Origin of the sequence: Haloferax sp. ATCC BAA-644, from assembly GCF_000336975.1 — an archaeon.
Taxonomy (GTDB): Archaea; Halobacteriota; Halobacteria; order Halobacteriales; family Haloferacaceae; genus Haloferax; species Haloferax volcanii.
The window spans coordinates 67583-85602 of record NZ_AOLF01000018.1 but is presented as its reverse complement, the minus strand read 5'-3'; the positions used below and the strand labels follow the sequence as shown (position 1 = coordinate 85602).

At 69.3% G+C, this 18020-nt stretch carries 19 protein-coding genes and 1 pseudogene; 10 read left to right on the top strand and 10 right to left on the bottom strand.

Features of this window, described 5'->3' with window-relative positions; genetic code table 11:
- Nucleotides 1-971 (top strand): annotated as a pseudogene (locus C458_RS08665) (DNA mismatch repair protein MutL); the annotation flags it as partial.
- A gap of 112 nt (nt 972-1083) precedes the next feature.
- Here the strand turns inward: C458_RS08665 and C458_RS08660 are convergent.
- Nucleotides 1084-1446 carry a zinc ribbon domain-containing protein gene (locus tag C458_RS08660; RefSeq protein WP_008574912.1) on the bottom strand — a complete coding sequence of 121 codons (363 nt, stop codon included), beginning with the start codon at nt 1444-1446 and terminating at the stop codon, nt 1084-1086.
- A 136-nt stretch (nt 1447-1582) separates the two neighbouring features.
- On the opposite strand from C458_RS08660, the gene C458_RS08655 reads away from it, so the two are divergent.
- Nucleotides 1583-1819, top strand: a complete 237-nt coding sequence (locus tag C458_RS08655) for a hypothetical protein (protein ID WP_008574911.1) — start codon at nt 1583-1585, stop codon at nt 1817-1819.
- Here the strand turns inward: C458_RS08655 and C458_RS08650 are convergent.
- The 3 genes from C458_RS08650 to C458_RS08640 all read right to left on the bottom strand — a co-directional run bounded on the left by C458_RS08650 (nt 1773) and on the right by C458_RS08640 (nt 4179).
- Entirely contained in the window at nt 1773-2759 is a 987-nt protein-coding gene (locus C458_RS08650; protein WP_008574910.1) for a 5,10-methylenetetrahydromethanopterin reductase, read from the bottom strand. The genes C458_RS08655 and C458_RS08650 overlap by 47 nt on opposite strands.
- Before the next feature lie 52 nt (nt 2760-2811).
- Entirely contained in the window at nt 2812-3567 is a 756-nt protein-coding gene (locus C458_RS08645; protein ID WP_008574909.1) for a coenzyme F420-0:L-glutamate ligase, read from the bottom strand.
- Between the two features lie 117 nt (nt 3568-3684).
- On the bottom strand, nt 3685-4179 hold the full coding sequence (locus C458_RS08640) for a metallophosphoesterase family protein (protein ID WP_008574908.1): 495 nt from the start codon (nt 4177-4179) through the stop codon (nt 3685-3687).
- A gap of 60 nt (nt 4180-4239) precedes the next feature.
- Here C458_RS08640 and C458_RS08635 point away from each other — a divergent pair, with 60 nt between their 5' ends.
- Both C458_RS08635 and ddh read left to right on the top strand, forming a co-directional pair.
- Nucleotides 4240-5481 (top strand): NUDIX domain-containing protein, encoded by a 1242-nt coding sequence (locus C458_RS08635; RefSeq protein ID WP_008574906.1) that lies wholly within the window; start codon nt 4240-4242, stop codon nt 5479-5481.
- Nucleotides 5482-5815: 334 nt separating this feature from the next.
- Entirely contained in the window at nt 5816-6742 is a 927-nt protein-coding gene (gene ddh / locus C458_RS08630; protein ID WP_049896674.1) for a D-2-hydroxyacid dehydrogenase, read from the top strand.
- A gap of 45 nt (nt 6743-6787) precedes the next feature.
- On the opposite strand, the gene engB is transcribed toward ddh, so the two are convergent.
- Both engB and C458_RS08620 read right to left on the bottom strand, forming a co-directional pair.
- Entirely contained in the window at nt 6788-7405 is a 618-nt protein-coding gene (engB, locus tag C458_RS08625) for a GTP-binding protein EngB (RefSeq protein ID WP_008574902.1), read from the bottom strand.
- Between the two features lie 140 nt (nt 7406-7545).
- Complete coding sequence (locus tag C458_RS08620) at nt 7546-7878, bottom strand: hypothetical protein (RefSeq protein WP_008574900.1); 333 nt, start codon at nt 7876-7878, stop codon at nt 7546-7548.
- A 483-nt stretch (nt 7879-8361) separates the two neighbouring features.
- On the opposite strand from C458_RS08620, the gene C458_RS08615 reads away from it, so the two are divergent.
- From C458_RS08615 to C458_RS08600, 4 genes are all read left to right on the top strand, one after another.
- Nucleotides 8362-9024 carry a helix-turn-helix domain-containing protein gene (locus tag C458_RS08615; protein WP_008574898.1) on the top strand — a complete coding sequence of 221 codons (663 nt, stop codon included), beginning with the start codon at nt 8362-8364 and terminating at the stop codon, nt 9022-9024.
- Between the two features lie 124 nt (nt 9025-9148).
- Nucleotides 9149-9880 carry a 5-formyltetrahydrofolate cyclo-ligase gene (locus C458_RS08610; protein WP_008574896.1) on the top strand — a complete coding sequence of 244 codons (732 nt, stop codon included), beginning with the start codon at nt 9149-9151 and terminating at the stop codon, nt 9878-9880.
- A 42-nt stretch (nt 9881-9922) separates the two neighbouring features.
- Nucleotides 9923-11227, top strand: a complete 1305-nt coding sequence (locus C458_RS08605) for a TIGR00341 family protein (RefSeq protein WP_008577863.1) — start codon at nt 9923-9925, stop codon at nt 11225-11227.
- Between the two features lie 91 nt (nt 11228-11318).
- The gene (locus tag C458_RS08600; RefSeq protein WP_008577862.1) at nt 11319-12065 is read left to right on the top strand and encodes an SIMPL domain-containing protein; all 747 of its coding nucleotides are present in this window, start codon (nt 11319-11321) and stop codon (nt 12063-12065) included.
- A gap of 133 nt (nt 12066-12198) precedes the next feature.
- Here the strand turns inward: C458_RS08600 and C458_RS08595 are convergent, their stop codons facing one another.
- Nucleotides 12199-13176, bottom strand: a complete 978-nt coding sequence (locus tag C458_RS08595) for an NOG1 family protein (RefSeq protein ID WP_008574890.1) — start codon at nt 13174-13176, stop codon at nt 12199-12201.
- Between the two features lie 211 nt (nt 13177-13387).
- Between C458_RS08595 and C458_RS08590 the strand changes: the two genes are divergently transcribed.
- The gene (locus C458_RS08590; protein WP_008574888.1) at nt 13388-13750 is read left to right on the top strand and encodes a DUF5518 domain-containing protein; all 363 of its coding nucleotides are present in this window, start codon (nt 13388-13390) and stop codon (nt 13748-13750) included.
- A 21-nt stretch (nt 13751-13771) separates the two neighbouring features.
- Here the strand turns inward: C458_RS08590 and C458_RS08585 are convergent, their stop codons facing one another.
- Nucleotides 13772-14269 carry a DUF367 family protein gene (locus C458_RS08585; protein ID WP_008574886.1) on the bottom strand — a complete coding sequence of 166 codons (498 nt, stop codon included), beginning with the start codon at nt 14267-14269 and terminating at the stop codon, nt 13772-13774.
- 113 nt (nt 14270-14382) lie between these two features.
- Between C458_RS08585 and C458_RS08580 the strand changes: the two genes are divergently transcribed.
- Nucleotides 14383-14736, top strand: coding sequence for a nuclear transport factor 2 family protein (locus C458_RS08580; protein WP_004041801.1), 354 nt, complete (start codon nt 14383-14385; stop codon nt 14734-14736).
- 49 nt (nt 14737-14785) lie between these two features.
- On the opposite strand, the gene serS is transcribed toward C458_RS08580, so the two are convergent.
- Nucleotides 14786-16168, bottom strand: coding sequence for a serine--tRNA ligase (gene serS, locus C458_RS08575; RefSeq protein WP_008574884.1), 1383 nt, complete (start codon nt 16166-16168; stop codon nt 14786-14788).
- A 177-nt stretch (nt 16169-16345) separates the two neighbouring features.
- Nucleotides 16346-17914: a DASS family sodium-coupled anion symporter gene (locus C458_RS08570; protein WP_008574882.1), complete on the bottom strand. Its 1569-nt coding sequence runs from the start codon at nt 17912-17914 to the stop codon at nt 16346-16348.
- Nucleotides 17915-18020 lie beyond the last annotated feature (106 nt).

Genomic DNA, 18020 nt, shown 5'->3' with positions numbered 1-18020 from the left:
CGGCCGCGGTCGAGGTCGACGGCGCGCTCTGTCACCCGGAGGTGACGCGCTCCCGGCGCGACCACGTCCACGTCTCGGTCAACGGCCGCGCGCTCGCCGAACCGCGACTCCGCCGGGCGGTCTCCGACGGCTACGGGACACTCCTCCCCGACGGGCGCGAACCGGTCGGGGTCGTCCGACTCCGTCTGCCGCCCGCGTGGGTCGACCACAACGTCCACCCCGCGAAGGACGAGGTGGGCTTCAGAGACGCCGACGCGGTCGCCGAGGCGGTCGAAGCGAGCGTCCGCGACGCGCTCTCGACGGCCGACCTCCGGCGGAGCGGCGAGGTGGCGATGGACCTCGATAGCTCGCTCGCGCCCGTCGAGGCCGCGTCGGTGTTCGACGACCTCCGCGTCATCGGGCGCTTCCGCGGCCTGTACCTGCTCTGTGAGGCCGACGACGAACTCCTCGTCGTCGACCAACACGCGGCCCACGAGCGCATCAACTACGAGCGACTCCGCCGGGCGGTCGAATCGGCGGGCGTCGACTCGGTCGCCGTCGACCCGCCGGCGACCGTCTCGCTGTCGCCGGCCGACGCGGCGCTCCTCGACGCGAACCGCGACCTCGTCGAAAAGCTGGGCTTCCGCGTCGTCGAGTTCGGAGAGGGGGGCGGAACCGGAACGTACCGCGTCGAAGCGGTCCCGGCACCGCTCGGTCGCCCGTTCGCCCCGGACGCGCTCGCGGACGTGGTGGCCGACATCGCCGCCGGCGACGACGCCGACCCGCGGGACGAACTGCTGAAAGACCTCGCGTGCCACCCGTCCATCAAAGCCGGCGACGACCTCACCGACGACGAGGCCGCCAGACTGGTCGAGCGACTCGGGTCGTGCGAGACGCCCTACACCTGCCCGCACGGCCGGCCCACGGTGCTCGCCATCGACGAGGCGACGTTCGTCCGCGGGTTCGGCCGGCGGAGCGGCCGACTCGGGTAGGGACTCGACGAGAGCAACGTTGCCGAGCCATCCCGTCGCAGTCGTGCGAAGTGGCGCGGTAGCTCGTGCGGAGATAGTTACTGAATAGGTACAGCGATGGCTCGGCCGGCCGCTACCAGTCCTTGCAATCGAGACAGACGTACTCGTCGCCGTCGAGCCACCGCTTTTGTACCGACTCGCCGCACTGCGGGCAGGCCGTGGCTTCAGGGGTCCATCGGTAGGTGGCGAGCGTGCTCACATCGGGTGCGTCGGAGTCGTCGGCGTCGGAATCGGCGGGGTCGGAAGCATCGTCAGCGTCGGAATCGTCGGCGTTGCCGGCAGTAGCCGATTCGGTGGCCGGGGTCGGTTCATTGCCCGGAGTCGCGGTGTCAGTCAGTTCGGGGCCGTCGGCTGAATCGAGAGTGTCGGCTGAATCGGGTTCGTCGGCCGGTCCGTCGTCACTGCCGGCGAAGTCGTCGAGCGAGCGGTTCGGCATGACTCAGCGTCCGTGGCCGCGGTCCTTATCGATGCCGACCGACGCCGTGAACCGCGAGCCATCGGGGACTCACACGGCGGGAGGCACGCCGTGCGAAACCCACACAATAAATACCTCCGAATCCCGAGAGTGGCGCATGGCAACACTGACGGACTTCGTCATCGCGATTCTGCAGAGCCTCATCGAGTTGGTGTTCAACTTCGCGAGCGTGGCGACGAGCGATATCCTGTCGCCGTTTCTCATCCTCACCGGGGGTGCCGTAATGGTCGTCTCGGTCGGCGCGTTCGCCTACGTCGCCCTCGGCGCACTCGGCGCGGAACTCGGCATCATCGGCGTCGGTTCGTCGAGCGGTAGGCCGCCGCAGCGAGAGTAATCGCTTCTTCGAGGTCGGGGCCGACCGGCGACCCGACCACGACGCCGTCGGCGTGTTCGAGCACCGCGTCCATCCGGTCGGCAACGTCGTCGGGCGTGCCGGCCATCGAGAAGGCGTCTATCATCGCCGGCGTGACGAGGCCGAACGCCTCGGAGAAGTCGCCAGCGGAAATCTTCTCACCGATGTCGCTCGCGCGGTCGGCGTCGATGCCGTGTCTGTCGAGGACCGGCGGGGCCGCCCCCGCGGCGATGAAGGCGACCGGCGGGCGGGCGGCCTCGCGGGCCGCGTCCGCGTCCTCCGAGACGGAGACGCTGGCGTAGGCGGCGAGGGTGAACTCGCCGCGGGGGTCGGGGCGGTCCTCGACGCCCATATCGACCTGTTCTCTGGCCCACGCGAGGTCGTCGGGGTGCGAGCCGTTGAACAGCAGGCCGTCGGCGTGCTTGCCGGCCATGCGGCACATGTGCGGGCCCTCGCCGCCGACGTACACCGGCACCTCGCCGGGCACGTCGAAGTTGAGGCCGGCGTCGGCCGCCTCGAACGTGCCGTCGTGGCTGACGCGCTCGCCGTCCCAGAGTTGCTGTGCGACCTTGAACGCCTCAAGCACGGAGCGGAGGCCGCGCTCGTCTTCGAGGCCGAGGTTGCGGAGCGTCGAGGGGTCCCCCGGGCCGATGCCGAGCAGGCCGCGACCGCCCGAGGCTTCAGCGACGGTCGCCACTTTGCCGGCGAGCGTCACGGGGTGTAGCTCGTAGGGGTTGGCGACGCCGGGGCCGAGGCGGATGTCGTCGGTCTCGGCCGCGAGTCGCGCGAGGACCGCGAAGGGGTCGCGGTTGTTGTAGTGACACGAGACGAAACACGAGTCGTAGCCCTCGCGTTCCGCCTGCGCGCCCAGTTCGACGAGGTCGTCGACGGGATGTTCCGGGGTGAGTTCGAGTCCGAGCATGGTGTGAATGTAGTGTGAGCGCGGTGTGTGCGTGGAATGGTGACGCGAGTCGTCAGGGGTCGTAGCGCCACTCGCGGAGCGCCTGTCGCACGAAGTCGCCGTCGATGTCGCGGAAGTGGGCGTCGCTTTCGCCGTGGTCGCCCCACTCGAAGTCGCGGACGACGACGACGGGCGTGCCGCCGTCGCCCTCGCCCTGCACGAGGTTGGCGGCCGCGGCGAGTTCGTCCACGACGCTCTCGACGGTGACGCCGAGTTCGCGGCCGTCGCGGTCGGCCTCGCCGCGCCAGTCGCGCGAGGCGCTCAGCCCCGCCCAGCCGATGGCGACGCCGCGCTGGCCGTGTCGGAACGGCCGGCCGCAGGTGTCGGTGACGATTACCCGGTCGGCGTCGACGCCGGCGCGGATGCGCTCTGCCGACTCGCTCGGGCGCTTCGGGAGCAACAGCAGGTCGTGGTCGGGGACGTTCGAGCGGTCGATGCCGGCGTTGACGCCGACGTGGCCGAACCGCGTCTCCGTCAGGAGAAACGGCTCCGACATGACGAGGTCGACGCTCTCTTCGAGGACCGCCTGCGCGAACCGCGGGTCCTTCTCGTCGCCGGTCAGTTCGGCGAGGCGGGCGGCGAGTTCGCGCGCCCGCGGACCGGCCGGGAAGTCGTCGAGGTCCGCGAACCGCCCTTCGGCCTTCGAGACGACGGTGGAGGCGACACAAACCACGTCGTCGGGCCGGAGGTCGACGCGCTCGGAGACGAGGGCGGCGAGGTCGTCGCCCTCGCGAATCTCGGGCACGCCGGAGACGGGAAACAGCTCCATACCGCTTCGGAGGGCGAGGGCGGTGAAAAACGACGGGATGCTGGCGAACCGGGCCGGTATCGCAGGCGGGCGACCGGAAGCGGCTCGGCTGCGAGACAGCGCGACGACGCGCCGACCTCAGTCGTCGCGGACGACCTCGACCGACACCGAGCCGTCGGTGACCGTGCCGACCATCATCGTCGCGTCGTCGCCCGGATTCGCCGCCGTCGCGGTGCCCGGATTGAGGACGCGGACGCCGTCGACCGTCTCGTCGACCACCTCGTGGATGTGGCCCGCGACGCCGACCGCGTCGGTTCCCGCGGCGTCTCTGACCGCGTCGGCGACGCGGGACTCGTAGCCCGTTCTCGTGCCCGTGCCGTGGGTGACGACGAACGTGACGCCGCCGATCTCCGCGACCTCGACGAACGGGAGGTCGATGCCCGGCGGGTCGACGTTCCCGCGGACGCCGACGAACCGCGCCGAGAGGTCGCGGAGGCGGTCGAGCGTGGCCGGCGAGTCGAAGTCGCCCGCGTGAATCACGAGGTCGGCCTCGCGGACCCTGGCTTCGACCCACGAGGGAATCCCGTCGGCCCGCCCCGGAACGTGCGTATCGCTCAGGATGGCGAGTCGCATACCGACACCACGCGACCGGCCTGAATAGTCGTTTTGTCAGTCGCGAACGTAAGTCACGATATGCCACACGTCGTCACCGTCTTCCTCCGACACGGCGGCCGCGTCCTCCTCGCCCGCCGGAGCGACGCCGTCGGAACGTATCAGGGCCGCTGGGCCGGCGTCTCCGGCTACGTCGAGGGCGACCCCGAAGACGCCGAGCGCGACGCCCGGCGCGAACTCGCCGAGGAGGTCGGCGTTCGCGAGACCGACGCCGAGTTCGTCCGTGCTGGGGAACCCCTCACGGTCACCGACGAGGGCCGCGAGTGGACCGTCCACCCGTTCCTGTTCGACGCCGAGAGCCGCGATATCGACACCAACGAGGAACTCGCCGCGGTCGAGTGGGTCCACCCGACCGAGATGCGGGACCGCGAGACGGTCCCCGGACTCTGGGCGACCTACCGCCGGGTCGCGCCCGCGGTCGAGACCGTCGCCGGCGACGAGACCCACGGCTCGGCGTGGATTTCGCTCCGGGCGCTGGAGGTGCTTCGCGACGCCGCCGCCGAGGCGGACTCGTTGGAGGCGGTCGCGTCGGTCACCCGGCGACTCCGCGACGCCCGCCCGAGCATGGCCGCCGTCGAGAACCGCGTCAATCGCGTCATAGCGGAATCGGATTCCGACCCCGAATCGGTCCGCCGACGCGCCGAGGCGGCCATCGACACCGCCGCCGAAGCCGACGACGCGGCAGCCACTCGCGCCGCCGAACTCATCAGAGAGCGCGGGGTCGACCGGCTCGCCACGCTCTCGCGGTCGGGGACCGTCCTCGCGGCGCTCGAAGCCGCCGAGGCCGCCGCAGTCGCCGTCCTCGTCTCCGAATCCCGACCCGGCGGCGAGGGCGTCGGCGTCGCGGAACGACTCGCCCGCGACGGGCGGGACGTGACGCTGACCACCGACGCGGCGCTCCCCGGACTCGTCGCGGCCGGCGAAGTCGACGCCGTCTTACTCGGAGCCGACTCGGTGCTCGCGTCCGGCGGCGTCGTCAACAAGGTCGGAAGCCTCCCCGTCGCGCTCGCGGCCGCCCGCGCCGACGTGCCCGTGTTCGCCGTCTGCGCCCGCGACAAGGTCCGCGGCGACGACCAGTTCGTCGGCGAGGAGGCCGGAGACCGATACGACGGCGAGGCCGCCATCGAGACCGCAAACCCGCTTTTCGAGGTCGTCCCCGCGGACCTGCTCTCGGGTGTCGTCACCGAATCGGGCGTGTTGGACGCGGACGAAATCGGCGCGGTCGCGGCCGAACACGCCGCGCTGGCGGCGTGGGACGACTGAGTCGGGAGTGCGGGGTTCCGGGAACCGCCGGGACCACTGCCGGCGGGGGCAAAAGGGTGGATTCTTGAGCGTCCGACCCGGACTCCGACTCGGTGGCGATGACGAAGGTTACCCCCACTCAGCCCCTTGTGATGATAGATTTCATCCGAGCCACCAACTACTGACGACCCGTCGCTCTGTCGCTCCGAATCTCGTTGCCCCGGAGCGTCGCGTCCGCGCTTCTCGCGAACCGGGCCACCTGCTGGGACCGAACGGGCTCTCGTCGGACACCCGAAAACCGGACACCGACGCCGAAGCCGCAACGTCCTTCGTGAGCCGCCGCGACCTCTCGGCCATGCACATCGAACGCATCGCGGTCGACGAGTCGGTCGGTCGGACGATGCCCCCGGGGCTGTTCGTCGAGGCGCTTTCGGGCCGCGGCGTGCCCGTCGAGCGCGTCGGCGACGACGAGGAGTTCGGACCGGGCGACGCGGTCGCCACGTTCGGCCACAGAGACGCCTTCGTCGACGCCGACTGGGTCCACTGCGTCCGCGCCGGCTACGACGAGTTCCCCGTCTCCGACTACGAGGCGGCCGGCACGGCCCTCACGAACAGCACCGGCGTCCACGGGACGACGGTGGGCGAGACGGTCGTCGGCTACATGCTGACGCTCGCCCGCCGCCTCCACGCCTACCGCGACGCCCAGCGCGACCGCGAGTGGGACCTGCCGCGCTACACGGAGCCCTTCACCCTCGACGGCGAGCGCGTCTGCGTCGTCGGCCTCGGCACGCTCGGCCGGGGCGTCGTCGACCGCGCGGCCGCCCTCGGCATGGAGGTCGTCGGCGTCCGGCGCTCCGGCGACCCCGTGGAAAACGTCTCGACGGTGTTCACCCCCGACCGGCTGCACGAGGCCGTCGCCGACGCCCGATTCGTCGTGCTGGCGATGCCGCTGACCGCGGAGACCGAGGGCATGGTCGCCGCGCCGGAACTCGACGCGATGCGCGAGGACGCTTACCTCGTGAACGTCGCGCGCGGGCCGGTCGTCGACGAAGACGACCTCGCGGCGGCGCTCGACTGCGGCGACATCGCGGGCGCGGCGCTCGACGTGTTCGAGACGGAACCGCTGCCCGCGGAGTCGTCGCTGTGGGAGTTCGACGAGGTGCTCGTCACGCCGCACGCGAGCGCCGCGACGGGGAAGTACCACGAGGACATCGCGGCGCTCGTTGGAGAGAACGTCGAGAAGATAGCCGCCGGCGACCCGCTCACGAACCGGGTGGCGTGAGTTCGCGGGACGACGGGTCGAGATGTCGGCGCGTCAGCGCCTCGCTCAGAGGAACTTGAACAGGTCGTCGCGGCCCTGCTCGTGGAGGTGCGACCGCAGGGCCTCTTCGAGGTGGGAGATGTCGCCGCGCTTGGCCGTGATGGGCGCGATGACGTTCCGCCACTGCTTCCACGGCGGGAACAGCCCGAGGCGGTCACAGAGGTCGTTCAGGCGCTCGTCGCGGTCGTCGACCTTGTCCATCTTGTTGACCGCGACCACGGTCGGGATGTCGAGTTCGTCGAGGAAGAAGAACAGCTCCACGTCGTGGGGGATGGAGTCCTCGGTGGTGTGGCGGTCGATGATGTCGATGACGCTTTTCCCGTCGACGACCAGCACCGCCGCGAGGATGTCGTCGGCGTGCTCCTCGATGTACTGAACCACGTCGGTCTTGATGGCCTCGCGGGTGTCGCGGTCGACGCCGGACATGAAGCCGAACCCGGGGAGGTCGGTGAACATGAAACTCTCCGCGTTCCAGTCGAAGTGGTTGGGCTTGCGGGTGACGCCGGGCTTCTTGCCCGTCGTGAACTTGCTGTGACCCGTCAGCTCTCGCATCAGCGTCGACTTCCCCACGTTCGACCGCCCGACGAGGACGATTTCGTCGCGGTCCGGTCGGTCTTCGAACATACCGGTGGTTCGCCACCGCGACGGATAAGGTGGGCGGAACGGACCCGCCGGTTCGCGGCGTCGGCGTCGAAAAAAATCACGTCTCCGGGCGAGTCGCCCCCACAGCGACTCACCGACGACGCGTGAATGCGGCGGCCGCGTCAGTCACAGCCGCCGAGCGATGGCTCGCCGGCGTGCTCGTCGAGAAATCGCAGCAGCGGCTCGATTTCGTCGAACCGAGGGCCGCACGCGACGGAACCGCGACGACGGTTCCAGTCGACGAAGCCGGCGTCAGCGAGCTTCGGCAGGTGAACGTGGAACAGTTCCAGCTTCAGTCGGTCGCGGTCGCGGCCGCCACCAACGGCCGCGTCCCGCGTTGCCGCGTCGAGGCGCGCGCGTCGCCGTCGGCGCAGGCCCAACAGCAACCGTCGCCGATGGACGTTTCCGAGGGCGTCGAACGCCTCGTCGAGGCGGGGGGACGCTGTGGCTACCATCGGCGCACCCCCCGTCGAATCCGAACGAGCGTCGCGCGACGGGCGCGAGACGCCGAGATAACGCGGCTTCCGCGAGTCGCTGACAGGCCCCGCTCCGGGCACCCGGCGAACACCACCCGATACCGGTACCGTCGAGAGCGCGGCTCGTCAGTCACACGCCCGTACGCGGCTGCACCACCACGGCGCTGTCGGGCGGCGTACGGCTGTCGGTGTCTGTGTGCGTTCACAACTACGTCCCCCGAGGGGTCATAGCTAGCAAGCCAGCATTCTCTTTCTGCTTTCACAGTCCGGTCATTGAAGTAGTGCATCCGGGAAATCGATGGGGCGCGCGTCCGAGTGAGCTGCGGTCACACACGAACGTTATCGGCCGAAATCCTGCCGAACACGAGCGCGTCCCGGTGTCCGAACGCCACCTCCGGGGGCGGTCGTGACTTTCGGATGACATAGGTGTTCAATACAGCGGCTGCTAAATGAGAGCCAGAAATGGCCGTAATCGTCGAGTTGACGATTGACTCGGAGAGCTTCGACCTCGGGAGAGTCACCGCCGTGTCGAACGGCGTCCACCTCGAGTTAGAGCGCGTCGTCCCGACCGGCGGTGAGGTCATGCCGTTCTTCTGGGCCCACGGCACGGACTTCGAGGCGTTCGAGCGCGTCATCCGAGACGACCGACTCGTCGAGGATTTGGCGGCCGTCGCCCGCGTCGAAGACCGGGTGCTGTACAAGGTCAACTGGGGAGAGTCCACGTCGAGTCTGACCCGGGTTCTCACCGACAGCGAGGCGACGATTCTCGAAGCCCACGGCAACGACCCGTGGCTGTTCCGCCTCCGATTCAACGACCACGCGGCGCTCACCGAGTTCCACAACCGCTGTCAGGACGAGGCCATCGAGTTCCACGTCGAGCGCATCTACACCCTCGCGGAGGGCGAACCGGGCGTCTACAACTTCGACATCACCGACGAACAACAGGAGGCGCTCGTCACCGCCGTCTCCGAGGGGTACTTCGAGGTTCCGCGGCGAACCACGCTCAACGAGGTGGCCGACCGACTCGGAATCAGCCCGCAGGCCGCCTCCGAGCGCGTCCGCCGCGGGGCCGACACCGTCCTCCGGAAAGTGCTCTTGTCGCAGTCGGCGGCCGACCTCTCGTAGCGCCCCGACCGACCGCCTGACCTGCCGACCGACCGCCCGACCGCGCGACGGCGGGAGTCGCTCGCGGACCGAACGGGGGAACGGGGGAGCTATCTTTCCGGCGCGAGTACGCGACGGCGACGCGATGGACAAAGCGACGCTCCGAACGACGGTGTGGGACGACCTCGAATCGTCGGGCGCGGCCCGGTTCCCCTTCCCGCCGCACGGCCGCATTCCGAACTTCGACGACGCGACGGCGGCCGCCGAGCGACTCGCGGCGACGCCCGAGTGGGCCGACGCCGAGGCGGTGAAGGCCAACCCGGACGCGCCGCAACTCCCCGTCAGGCGGCGGGCGCTCCGCGAGGACAAGACCGTCTACATGGCCGTGCCGCGGCTCCGCGACGAGGAGTGTTTCTACGAACTCGACCCCGCGCGCATCGACGACGACGAACTCGACAGCGCGCCGACCGTCTCGCACGTCGAGACCTACGCCGACACGGTCGGCCCCGACGCGCTGCCGCCCATCGACCTCGTCGTCTCGGGGTCGGTCGCCGTCTCCGAGGCGGGCGCTCGCGTCGGGAAGGGCGAGGGGTTCAGCGACCTCGAATACGCGGTGTTGCGAGGGCTGGGTGCCGTCTCCGCGGAGACGACCGTGGCGACGACGGTCCACGAGCGACAGGTCCGCGACGACCTGCCCGAGCCGGACGCCCACGACGTGCCGATGGACCTCGTCGTCACTCCCGAACGGCTGGTCCGAACCGAAACCCCGTATCCGAGACCCACGGGCATCGACTGGGACGCGCTCCCCGACGAACGCCTCGACGAGATGCCGGTCCTCCGGCGGTTGCGCGACGAGTCGGACGTGTCCGACGAGTAGCCGAGCCCCTGCTTATTTCACCGCCCGGGCCGACGTGAGGCCGTGCGACTCGTACAGGTGTTGGTGCCGACCGGCAAGCGCGAGGCCGTCCTGCGGACGCTCGACGAGGAGGGCGTCGACTACGCCGTCTCCGAGGAGACCTCCGGCCGCGGCTTCGTCGCCGTCGTCACCTTCCCGGTCCCGAAGGAGGCCGTCGAGCCGGTGTTGGCGCGGCTCCGCGAGGCGGGCGTCGAGCGCGACGCCTACACCGTGGTCGTCGCGGCCGAGACGGTCGCCTCGAAGCGGTTCGACCAACTGCGCGAGCAGTACGAGGAAGACGACGAGAACGGCGACCGCATCGCCCGCGAGGAGTTGGCCTCGAAGGCCGCCGACCTCGCGCCGTCGGTGTCGACGTACGTGCTCATGACGGTCATCTCGGCGCTCGTCGCCACCGCGGGCCTGCTCCTCGACTCGCCGGCCGTGGTCGTCGGCTCGATGGTTATCGCCCCGCTCGTCGGTCCCGCGATGTCCGCGAGCGTCGGCACCGTCGTCGACGACGACGAGATGTTCGCCCGCGGGGTTCGACTGCAAGCGCTCGGCGGCGTCCTCGCGGTCGGCGCGGCCGCCGTCTTCGCCTTCCTGCTCAAACAGACCGGGGCGGTCCCGCTGTCACCGGCCGAGGTGCTGTCGATTCCCGAGGTGGACGAGCGCCTCGCGCCCGACGTGCTGTCGCTCGTCATCGCGCTCGGCGCGGGGGCAGCGGGCGCGATTTCGCTTTCCTCCGGCGTCTCGACCGCGCTCGTCGGCGTCATGATAGCCGCCGCGTTGGTCCCGCCGACCGCCGTCGTCGGCATCGGCATCGCGTGGGGCGCGCCCGAGGCCGTCGTCGGCTCGGCCATCCTCGTCCTCGTCAACATCCTCTCGGTCAACTTCGTCGCCATCGGCGTCCTCTGGCAGCAGGGCTACCGACCGGAGCGCTGGATTCGCCGCGACGACGCCCGCCGGGCCGCCCTGTTCCGCATCGCCGTCATCGGGGTCGGCCTGCTCGTCCTCTCGTCGTTCCTCGGCGCGGTCACCTACACGACCTACCGGAACGCCGACTTCCAGTCGGAGGCGCACGACGCCATCGAAGACGCGCTGTCGGACACCGACGCCCGCCTGCTGTCGATGGAACTGCGGTACGACAGCGGGCCGCTGCAAGAACCGGAGGGAATCGTCGTGACCGTCGGCTACGACCCGGCCTCCGACCCGCCGATGGTCGAGCGCGAACTCACGAGGCGGGTGAACGCCGTCGCCCCCGAACCGCTGTCGCCGTGGGGGGCGAGCGAAATCGACGTCGAAGTCCGCTACGTCGCCGTCGTGGAGTAGTTCGCTGCCGGGGGTTGGCACGCGTTTCGAAGGCTACAATCGCTCTTTGTCTCTAGCGCGGCTTGAATAGCTGAACCGACGTACGATGGGTATGCAACGACGCACGATTGCTCCGATATTCCTCGTCGGCCTCGTCCTCCTCGCGGGCTGCCTCTCGGCACCCTTGCAGACGACCGCCGACGGGGGCGCAGACGCGATAAACGCGACGAACGCGACGACCATCTCCACGACCGGCACCGGCGAAGTAACCGCCGACGCCGACCTCGCCGTGGTCTCCATCGCCGTGACGACCACCGCGGACTCGGCCGACGAGGCCCGCGGCACCGTCGCCGACGACGTGGCCGCCGTCCGCGACGCCCTCACCGACGCCGGCATCGCCGAGGACGCCGTCCAGACGACCGGCTTCAACATCTACCCTGAGTACGATTACAGCGGTCAGGAACGCGAACTCCTCGGCTACCGCGCCGCCCACACCCTCCGCGTCGAGGTCGCTCCCGACCGCGCCGGCGAAGTCATCGACCTCGCGGTCGGTGCCGGTGCCAGCGAAATCCGCGGCGTCGCCTTCACGCTCACCGACGAGAAGCGCGCCGAACTCCGCGAAGAGGCCCTGAACCGCGCCGTCGACTCCGCGAAGGCCGACGCCGACGCGGTCGCCAGCGCCTCGGGCCTGACCGTCGCGGGCGTCCACACCGCCACCGTCGGCGGCAGCGCCTCGCCCGGCCCGTACCCGGTCGCCTACGCCGAGGACGCCGCCCGCGGGTCCTCCGGGTCGACCGAACTCTCGCCCGGCCCCGTGACCATCTCGGCGACCGTCCAGATGGTCTACGAAGCCGAGTAAGCGCCCGCGCCCCGCTGACCGAACTCGCGGTTCGACCCTCCCCGCGTCCTCTTTCTCCGACACTCATCGCGTAGCCGCGGCTCTCCGGGCGTGGCGGCGTGACGAAAACGACAGCACCGGAAAACCGAGGCGCTTACTCGTTGCGCGACGGCGGGATGTCGGGCTCGAACCCGATGGCCTCGACCGCGGCGTCGAGGACGGCCTCGACGTTCTCCCCCGTCTCGACGCTCATGTAGAGGTCCGCGTCCATGTCGGTCGAGCGGTCGCTCTTGTTACAGACGGTGAGCACCGGGATGTCGCGCTCCTCGAAGCGCGCCTTCACGGCGTCGCGGAGTTCGAGCTGGGACTCGATGGGGTAGCCGCACGCCCCGCTGGCGTCGGCGACGAAGAGGACGGCGTCCGCGAGGTGTTCGAGGGCGCTCACGGCCTGTCGTTCGATGTCGTTGCGCTCGTCTTCCGGGCGGTCGAGCAGCCCCGGCGTGTCGATAATCTGGTAGCGGATGCGGTCGCGGTCGAAGTGCCCGATTTGGACGCCCTTCGTGGTGAAGGGGTAGCGGGCGATTTCGTTCGACGCGCGGGTCACGTCGTTGACGAACGAGGACTTGCCGACGTTCGGGTAGCCGGCGACGACGATTGCCGGTTCGTCCGGGCGGATGTCGGGGAGGTCCTTCAGGGCGTCGCGCGCCTCGCCGATGCGGAGCAGATCGTCTTCGACCTCCTCGACGACGCTCGCCATGCGGGCGAACGCCTGCTTTCGGTGCTTGCGCGCGAGGTCCGCGTCGGTCTTGCGGAGCTTCGGCTGGTACTCGCGGGCGATGTTGTCGACCTGCCGGGAGGCCCACATCACTTCCGAGAGGCTCTTTCGGACCTCGTCGACGTCGACGATGGCGTCGGCGAGTTCGTAGTAGAAGGAGTCGACCGTCTCGAAGTCGGGCCACTCGACGACGACGTTTTCGAGGTTGTCCGAGAGGATGTTCGACGCCGTCTGGAGCATCGACTGCTGAGCCTCCAACTTGTTCTGCTTCGCTCGCCCCGTGCGCGCGGCCCGCGAGAAGGCCTTGTCGATGAGTTCGTCCGACCGGGGCGTGGTCGGGAGCGACTCGAAAATCATTGCAGTCCGCTACATGGCCGAGCCGTAAAAGCGCGTCCGTTTGGGGTTCGGCGCTTCGAGCGGGGGATTCGCCGTGCAGGTCTCCCGCACGGTTCGAGCGGAAGCGAAGGGGTCGCAGGGGGTCGGCGCGGGGATGCGGAGACGCGGACGGCCGGACGTTCCCCACCGGGCCGCCACGAAGTTCTTGCCCGCCCGCGGCCTACCTCGACGCATGACTGACTGGAAAGCTGTCGCCGTCGGCTTCGTCGTCATCGTCGTCGTCGGCACGGGCGGGCTGGCGCTCCCCGTCGTCGGCCAAATCGGCGCGGGCCTGCTCGGTGGCTTCGCGGCGGGCTATCTCGCGGGCGGCACGCTCGGTAACGGCGCGTGGAACGGCCTCGTCGCGGGTTCCATCTCGGGTATCGTCGTAACGCTCTTCGCGGCGCTCCTCGGGAGTCTGCTCGGACTCGCCGGCGGGCCGCTGGGCGGCCTCCTCGGCGGCGTCGGCGTCCTCGTCGCGGGCGTCGTGCTGACGCTCATCTTCGCCATCGACAGCGCCATCGCCGGAGCCGTCGGCGCGTGGGTGAAAAGCTGAGACGCGTCGACGCCGAAAGCCCTACTCGCCGCGTTCGAGGTACTCCCGTTGAATCTCGACGACCTCGGTCGAGTCCGCGCACTCCGAGTACCGGCGCAGCGGCTCCTCGTTGAGTTCGAGGAACGTGTGGCCCCAGTTGAACTTCGAGAGCACGTCTTCGGCGCGCCCCGTCTCCCCGAAGATGACGAGCGCGGCGGCTATCGCCTCGACCGTCGTCAGCTGCATCGGGCGGCCGAAGTTCACGGGGTTGGCGGCGACGAGATACGGGAGCGCGCGGTGCTCGCCGGGGAGCGAGAACATGGCCTCGCCGGCCGACTCCCACGAGCAGTCGAGCGCGACGAGCGCGCCGGTGTCGGCGTCGGCCGGTGACAGCGCCCTGTCGGCGTGCGGGTTGAGCACGACGCCGTAGGGGGTCTCGCGGTCGGAGCCGTGGAGGACGGCCATGTCGAAGCGTTCGAGCTTCTTCGCCGTGCACTTCTTCGGGTCGTCGTCGCCCTCGTATCGAACGTGCAGGTCCACAGCCGCGGTACGCGGCTGGCGGAGAAAAGCGTCCCGAACGCCGTGGCCTCGGTCGAAGCGTCCGGCATCGGAGCCGGCGTCGGATTCTTCCCGCCCGCCGACGAAGACAGAGCGTGCACCCCGACGCGACGTATCTGGCCCGGCAGTACTACACGGCGCTCGACCACCACGGATACGACATGCTTCGGAACCTCCTCGAACCGGAGTTCGTCCAGCACCGCGGCGACATGACGCTCTCGGGGCGCGAGGAGTTCGTCACGTTCATGCGGGACGACCGGCCGCAGAAGGACACGCGACACGTCATCGAGCGCTACATCCAGTCGAAGTCCGACGACGAAATCGTCGTCCGCGGCCACCTCGAAGACGGCGATGGCGACGAGCTGTTCGTCTTTCTCGACCGGTTTCGAGCGCGCGACGGGAAGCTCTCGGAGCTGAAGACGTTCGTCAAATCCTCGACGGCGAACTGACGGGGCGTCGCTGGAAACCGGAGAACTCGGGTCGCGGCGCGTCAGACGGTCAGTCTTTCTTGCCAGCACCGACGGCGGCCTCGCCGACGGGCTCGTGACCCTCGATGACCTCGCGGCCGCCCATGTAGGGCTGGAGGGGTTCGGGCACGTCGACCGTGCCGTCCTCGTTTTGGTAGTATTCGAGCAGCGCGACCATCACGCGGCCGACGGCCGTGCCCGACGCGTTGAGCGTGTGGAGGTACTCCGCCGACTCGTGGCGCTCGGGGCGGTAGCGGAGGCCCGCGCGGCGCGCCTGGAAGTCCTCGAAGTTCGAGGCCGACGACACTTCCAGCCAGCGGCCGCCCTGTTCGGGGGCGTCCTCGGACTCCGTGCCGGGGGCCCACACTTCGAGGTCGTAGGTCTTCGCCGACGCGAAGGTGAGGTCACCCGTACAGAGCGAGAGCACGCGGTACGGCAGGCCGAGGCGGTCGAGCACTTCGGCAGCTTCGTCGACGAGGGCTTCGAGCCGGTCGTACGACTCGTCGGGTTCGACGAAGTTGACGAGTTCGACCTTGTTGAACTGGTGGACGCGGACGATACCGCGGGTCTCGGTGCCGTGTTCGCCCGCCTCGCGCCGGAAGTTCGGCGTGTACGCCTGATGCTTCAGCGGGAGGTCGTCCTTCAGCAGAATCTCGTCGCGGTACATGTTCGTCACCGGCACCTCCGCGGTGGGACAGAGCCACAGGTCGTCGTCGTCGTAGTTCTCGGTCTCCGCGCCGCCGATACGGTAGGCGTCCTCCGCGAACTTCGGGAGCTGACCGGTGCCCTCCATCGAGGTGGTCTTGACCGGAATCGGTGGGAACAGGTCGACGTACTCCTGTTCGCGGTGCACGTCGAGCATGAACTGCACGAGCGCGTGTTCGAGCATCGCGCCCTCGCCTTTCAGGAAGTAGAAGCCCGAGCCGGTGGTCTTGGCCGCGCGACCCTCGTCGATGATGTCGAGTTCCTCGCCGAGGTCGTAGTGCGGCGTCACCTCGTCGGGGAGCTCGCGCAGGTCGTCGAAGCCGACGCGGCGGACCTCCTCGTTGTCGTCCTCGTCAGCGCCGACGGGAACCGACTCGTGGGGGAGGTTCGGCAGCTCCATGAGCGCCTCGTCGAGTTCCGCTTCGAGCTCGTCGGCGCGGGCTTCGAGCTCCTGAAGCTCCTCTTTGAGTTCGCCCGAGCGGTCGATGGCTTCCTGCGCCTCCTCGTCTTTGCCCTCCTGTTTCAGCTGGCCGATCCGCTGGCTGACCTCGTTGCGCTCGTGGCGGAGGTCGTCGCCCTCGGCCTTCAGCGAGCGCCACTCGTCGTACACGTCGAGGACGCGGTCGATGTCCACGTCCTCCATGTTTCGGGCGGCGAGCGCGTCGCGAACTCGCTCCGGTTCGTCGCGGAGTAGTTGCCTGTCAATCATTGGGCTGTGATTTCCGGGCGGGCGGGAAAATCGTATCGCATCGCTGAGGAACGGGGGCGAGCACGCGGCGGGCGAACGCGAGAAATCCGCGCCGGATGCGCGCGACGAAACGGCGTCGGCGGAACGCCCCGATACCGCGGTGAGAGCGGCCGTCGCGGTCGGAAGCCGACGGAGCGACTACCAGAGGAACGCCGGCCAGACGAACTGGAAGAGGAACCAGATGAGGATGGTCAGCACGCCGGTCATCACGACGTTGAGGACGGCCCCGGCCCGCATCATGTGGGACTGCTTGATGTGGCCGCTCCCGAAGACGATGGCGTTCGGGGGCGTCGCCACCGGCAACGCGAAGGCGAACGAGGCCGCGATGGCCCCGCTGACCGCGAGGAACACCGCCGCGGAGACCTCGGTGAGGCCGAGCGTCGCCGCGAAGACGCTCCCGATGCCGATGAGCACGGGGACGATGATAGTCGCCGTGGCGGTGTTCGAGGTCATCTCCGTGAGGAAGATGACGAGGAGCACGATAGCGCCGACGACGAGGACGATGGGCGCGCCGGTCAGAGAGCCGAAGACGGCCTCGGCGAGCCACTTCGTCGCGCCCGTGGAGGCGAACGCGTCGGCCAGCGAGATGCCGCCGCCGAAGAGGAGAATCGTCCCCCAGTCGATGTCGACCAGTTCGTCCCACTCCATCGTGTCCGCGAGGACGAGCGCCGGGATGGACATCATCCCGACCATCACGTAGTACAGGAGGCCCTGATGGCCCTCGACGCCGAGGAGCGTCATGCCCTCGGCGGTCCCGAACAGCGTGTTGAACACCGGGTCCGAGAGGACGCCCTCGAACGCGAGGTCGAGGCCGCCGAGCACCCACAGCCCGGCGGTGGCGGCGAAGATGTACGCGACCCGGCGGCCGCGAGTCGAGAGCGCGCCCTCGTCGGCGAGGTACTCGCGCGCCTGTTCGCGGGCACCCTCAACGTCGTCGACCTCGGGCGGGTAGAAGCGGAACGTGAGGAGGTACCAGACGATGGGGAGGGTGATGGCGACGATTGGGAGGCCGACGAGGAGCCACTCGACGAAGCCGATTTCGTAGCCGAGCAGCGCGTTGAGCTGGGTGGCGACGACCGCGTTCGGCGGCGTGCCGATGAGGGTGCCGACCCCGCCGACGCTCGCGGCGTAGGCGGTGCCGAGGAGCGTCGCTATCTGCATGTTCGAGAAGGAGCCCTCGGCGGCGTCGGCCTCGTAGACCTCCTCGCGGCCGAGCACCTGCGCGAGGACGCCGAGCGCGATGGGCGTCATCATCGCCGTCGTCGCGGTGTTCGAGACCCACATCGACAGGAACGCCGTGGCGAGCATGATAGCGAGGATGAGCCGCCGCGGCGACGACCCCATGACGGCCATGAGCCACAGCGCGATGCGGCGGTCGATGTTGTACTTCTGGAGCGCGTTCGCCAGCATGAAGCCGGCGATGAAGAGGAAGATGAGGTGGTCAGCGAAGCCCGCCAGCGCCGGGTCGATATCGCCGTAGACGCCGTAGGCCGTGAGCAACACCGGTATCGACAACGCCGTCACCGCGAGGGGGAGCGCGCCGGACACCCAGAGGATGCCGGCGAACACCATCGTCGCTAATGCGTACTGTCCCCGCGTCGAGAGTCCCTCAAGCGACGGCCCGAAGGCCAGCGCGAGGGACGCGACGAGGGCGAGCGTGAAGACGGCGAATCGTCCGCGAGCAGTCTTTGTAACACCGCGTATCATTGATACACGGTATCTCTAACGATAGTCTTACTTAATTATTTTCAATACGGTAGCGAATGGCGGTATATCGGTGTCGAGAGCCGCCGCTCCGTCGAAATCAGCAGAC

Bases quoted from the DNA above. Each gene is read 5' to 3' on its own strand.
- C458_RS08595 (WP_008574890.1), bottom strand. From the start codon at position 13,176: ATGATTTTCGAGTCGCTCCCGACCACGCCCCGGTCGGACGAACTCATC.
- C458_RS08615 (WP_008574898.1), top strand. From the start codon at position 8,362: ATGGCCGTAATCGTCGAGTTGACGATTGACTCGGAGAGCTTCGACCTC.
- C458_RS08645 (WP_008574909.1), bottom strand. From the start codon at position 3,567: ATGGAGCTGTTTCCCGTCTCCGGCGTGCCCGAGATTCGCGAGGGCGAC.
- C458_RS08600 (WP_008577862.1), top strand. From the start codon at position 11,319: ATGCAACGACGCACGATTGCTCCGATATTCCTCGTCGGCCTCGTCCTC.
- C458_RS08640 (WP_008574908.1), bottom strand. From the start codon at position 4,179: ATGCGACTCGCCATCCTGAGCGATACGCACGTTCCGGGGCGGGCCGAC.
- engB (WP_008574902.1), bottom strand. From the start codon at position 7,405: ATGTTCGAAGACCGACCGGACCGCGACGAAATCGTCCTCGTCGGGCGG.
- C458_RS08655 (WP_008574911.1), top strand. From the start codon at position 1,583: ATGGCAACACTGACGGACTTCGTCATCGCGATTCTGCAGAGCCTCATC.
- C458_RS08610 (WP_008574896.1), top strand. From the start codon at position 9,149: ATGGACAAAGCGACGCTCCGAACGACGGTGTGGGACGACCTCGAATCG.
- ddh (WP_049896674.1), top strand. From the start codon at position 5,816: ATGCACATCGAACGCATCGCGGTCGACGAGTCGGTCGGTCGGACGATG.
- C458_RS08620 (WP_008574900.1), bottom strand. From the start codon at position 7,878: ATGGTAGCCACAGCGTCCCCCCGCCTCGACGAGGCGTTCGACGCCCTC.
- serS (WP_008574884.1), bottom strand. From the start codon at position 16,168: ATGATTGACAGGCAACTACTCCGCGACGAACCGGAGCGAGTTCGCGAC.
- C458_RS08660 (WP_008574912.1), bottom strand. From the start codon at position 1,446: ATGCCGAACCGCTCGCTCGACGACTTCGCCGGCAGTGACGACGGACCG.
- C458_RS08635 (WP_008574906.1), top strand. From the start codon at position 4,240: ATGCCACACGTCGTCACCGTCTTCCTCCGACACGGCGGCCGCGTCCTC.
- C458_RS08570 (WP_008574882.1), bottom strand. From the start codon at position 17,914: ATGATACGCGGTGTTACAAAGACTGCTCGCGGACGATTCGCCGTCTTC.
- C458_RS08650 (WP_008574910.1), bottom strand. From the start codon at position 2,759: ATGCTCGGACTCGAACTCACCCCGGAACATCCCGTCGACGACCTCGTC.
- C458_RS08590 (WP_008574888.1), top strand. From the start codon at position 13,388: ATGACTGACTGGAAAGCTGTCGCCGTCGGCTTCGTCGTCATCGTCGTC.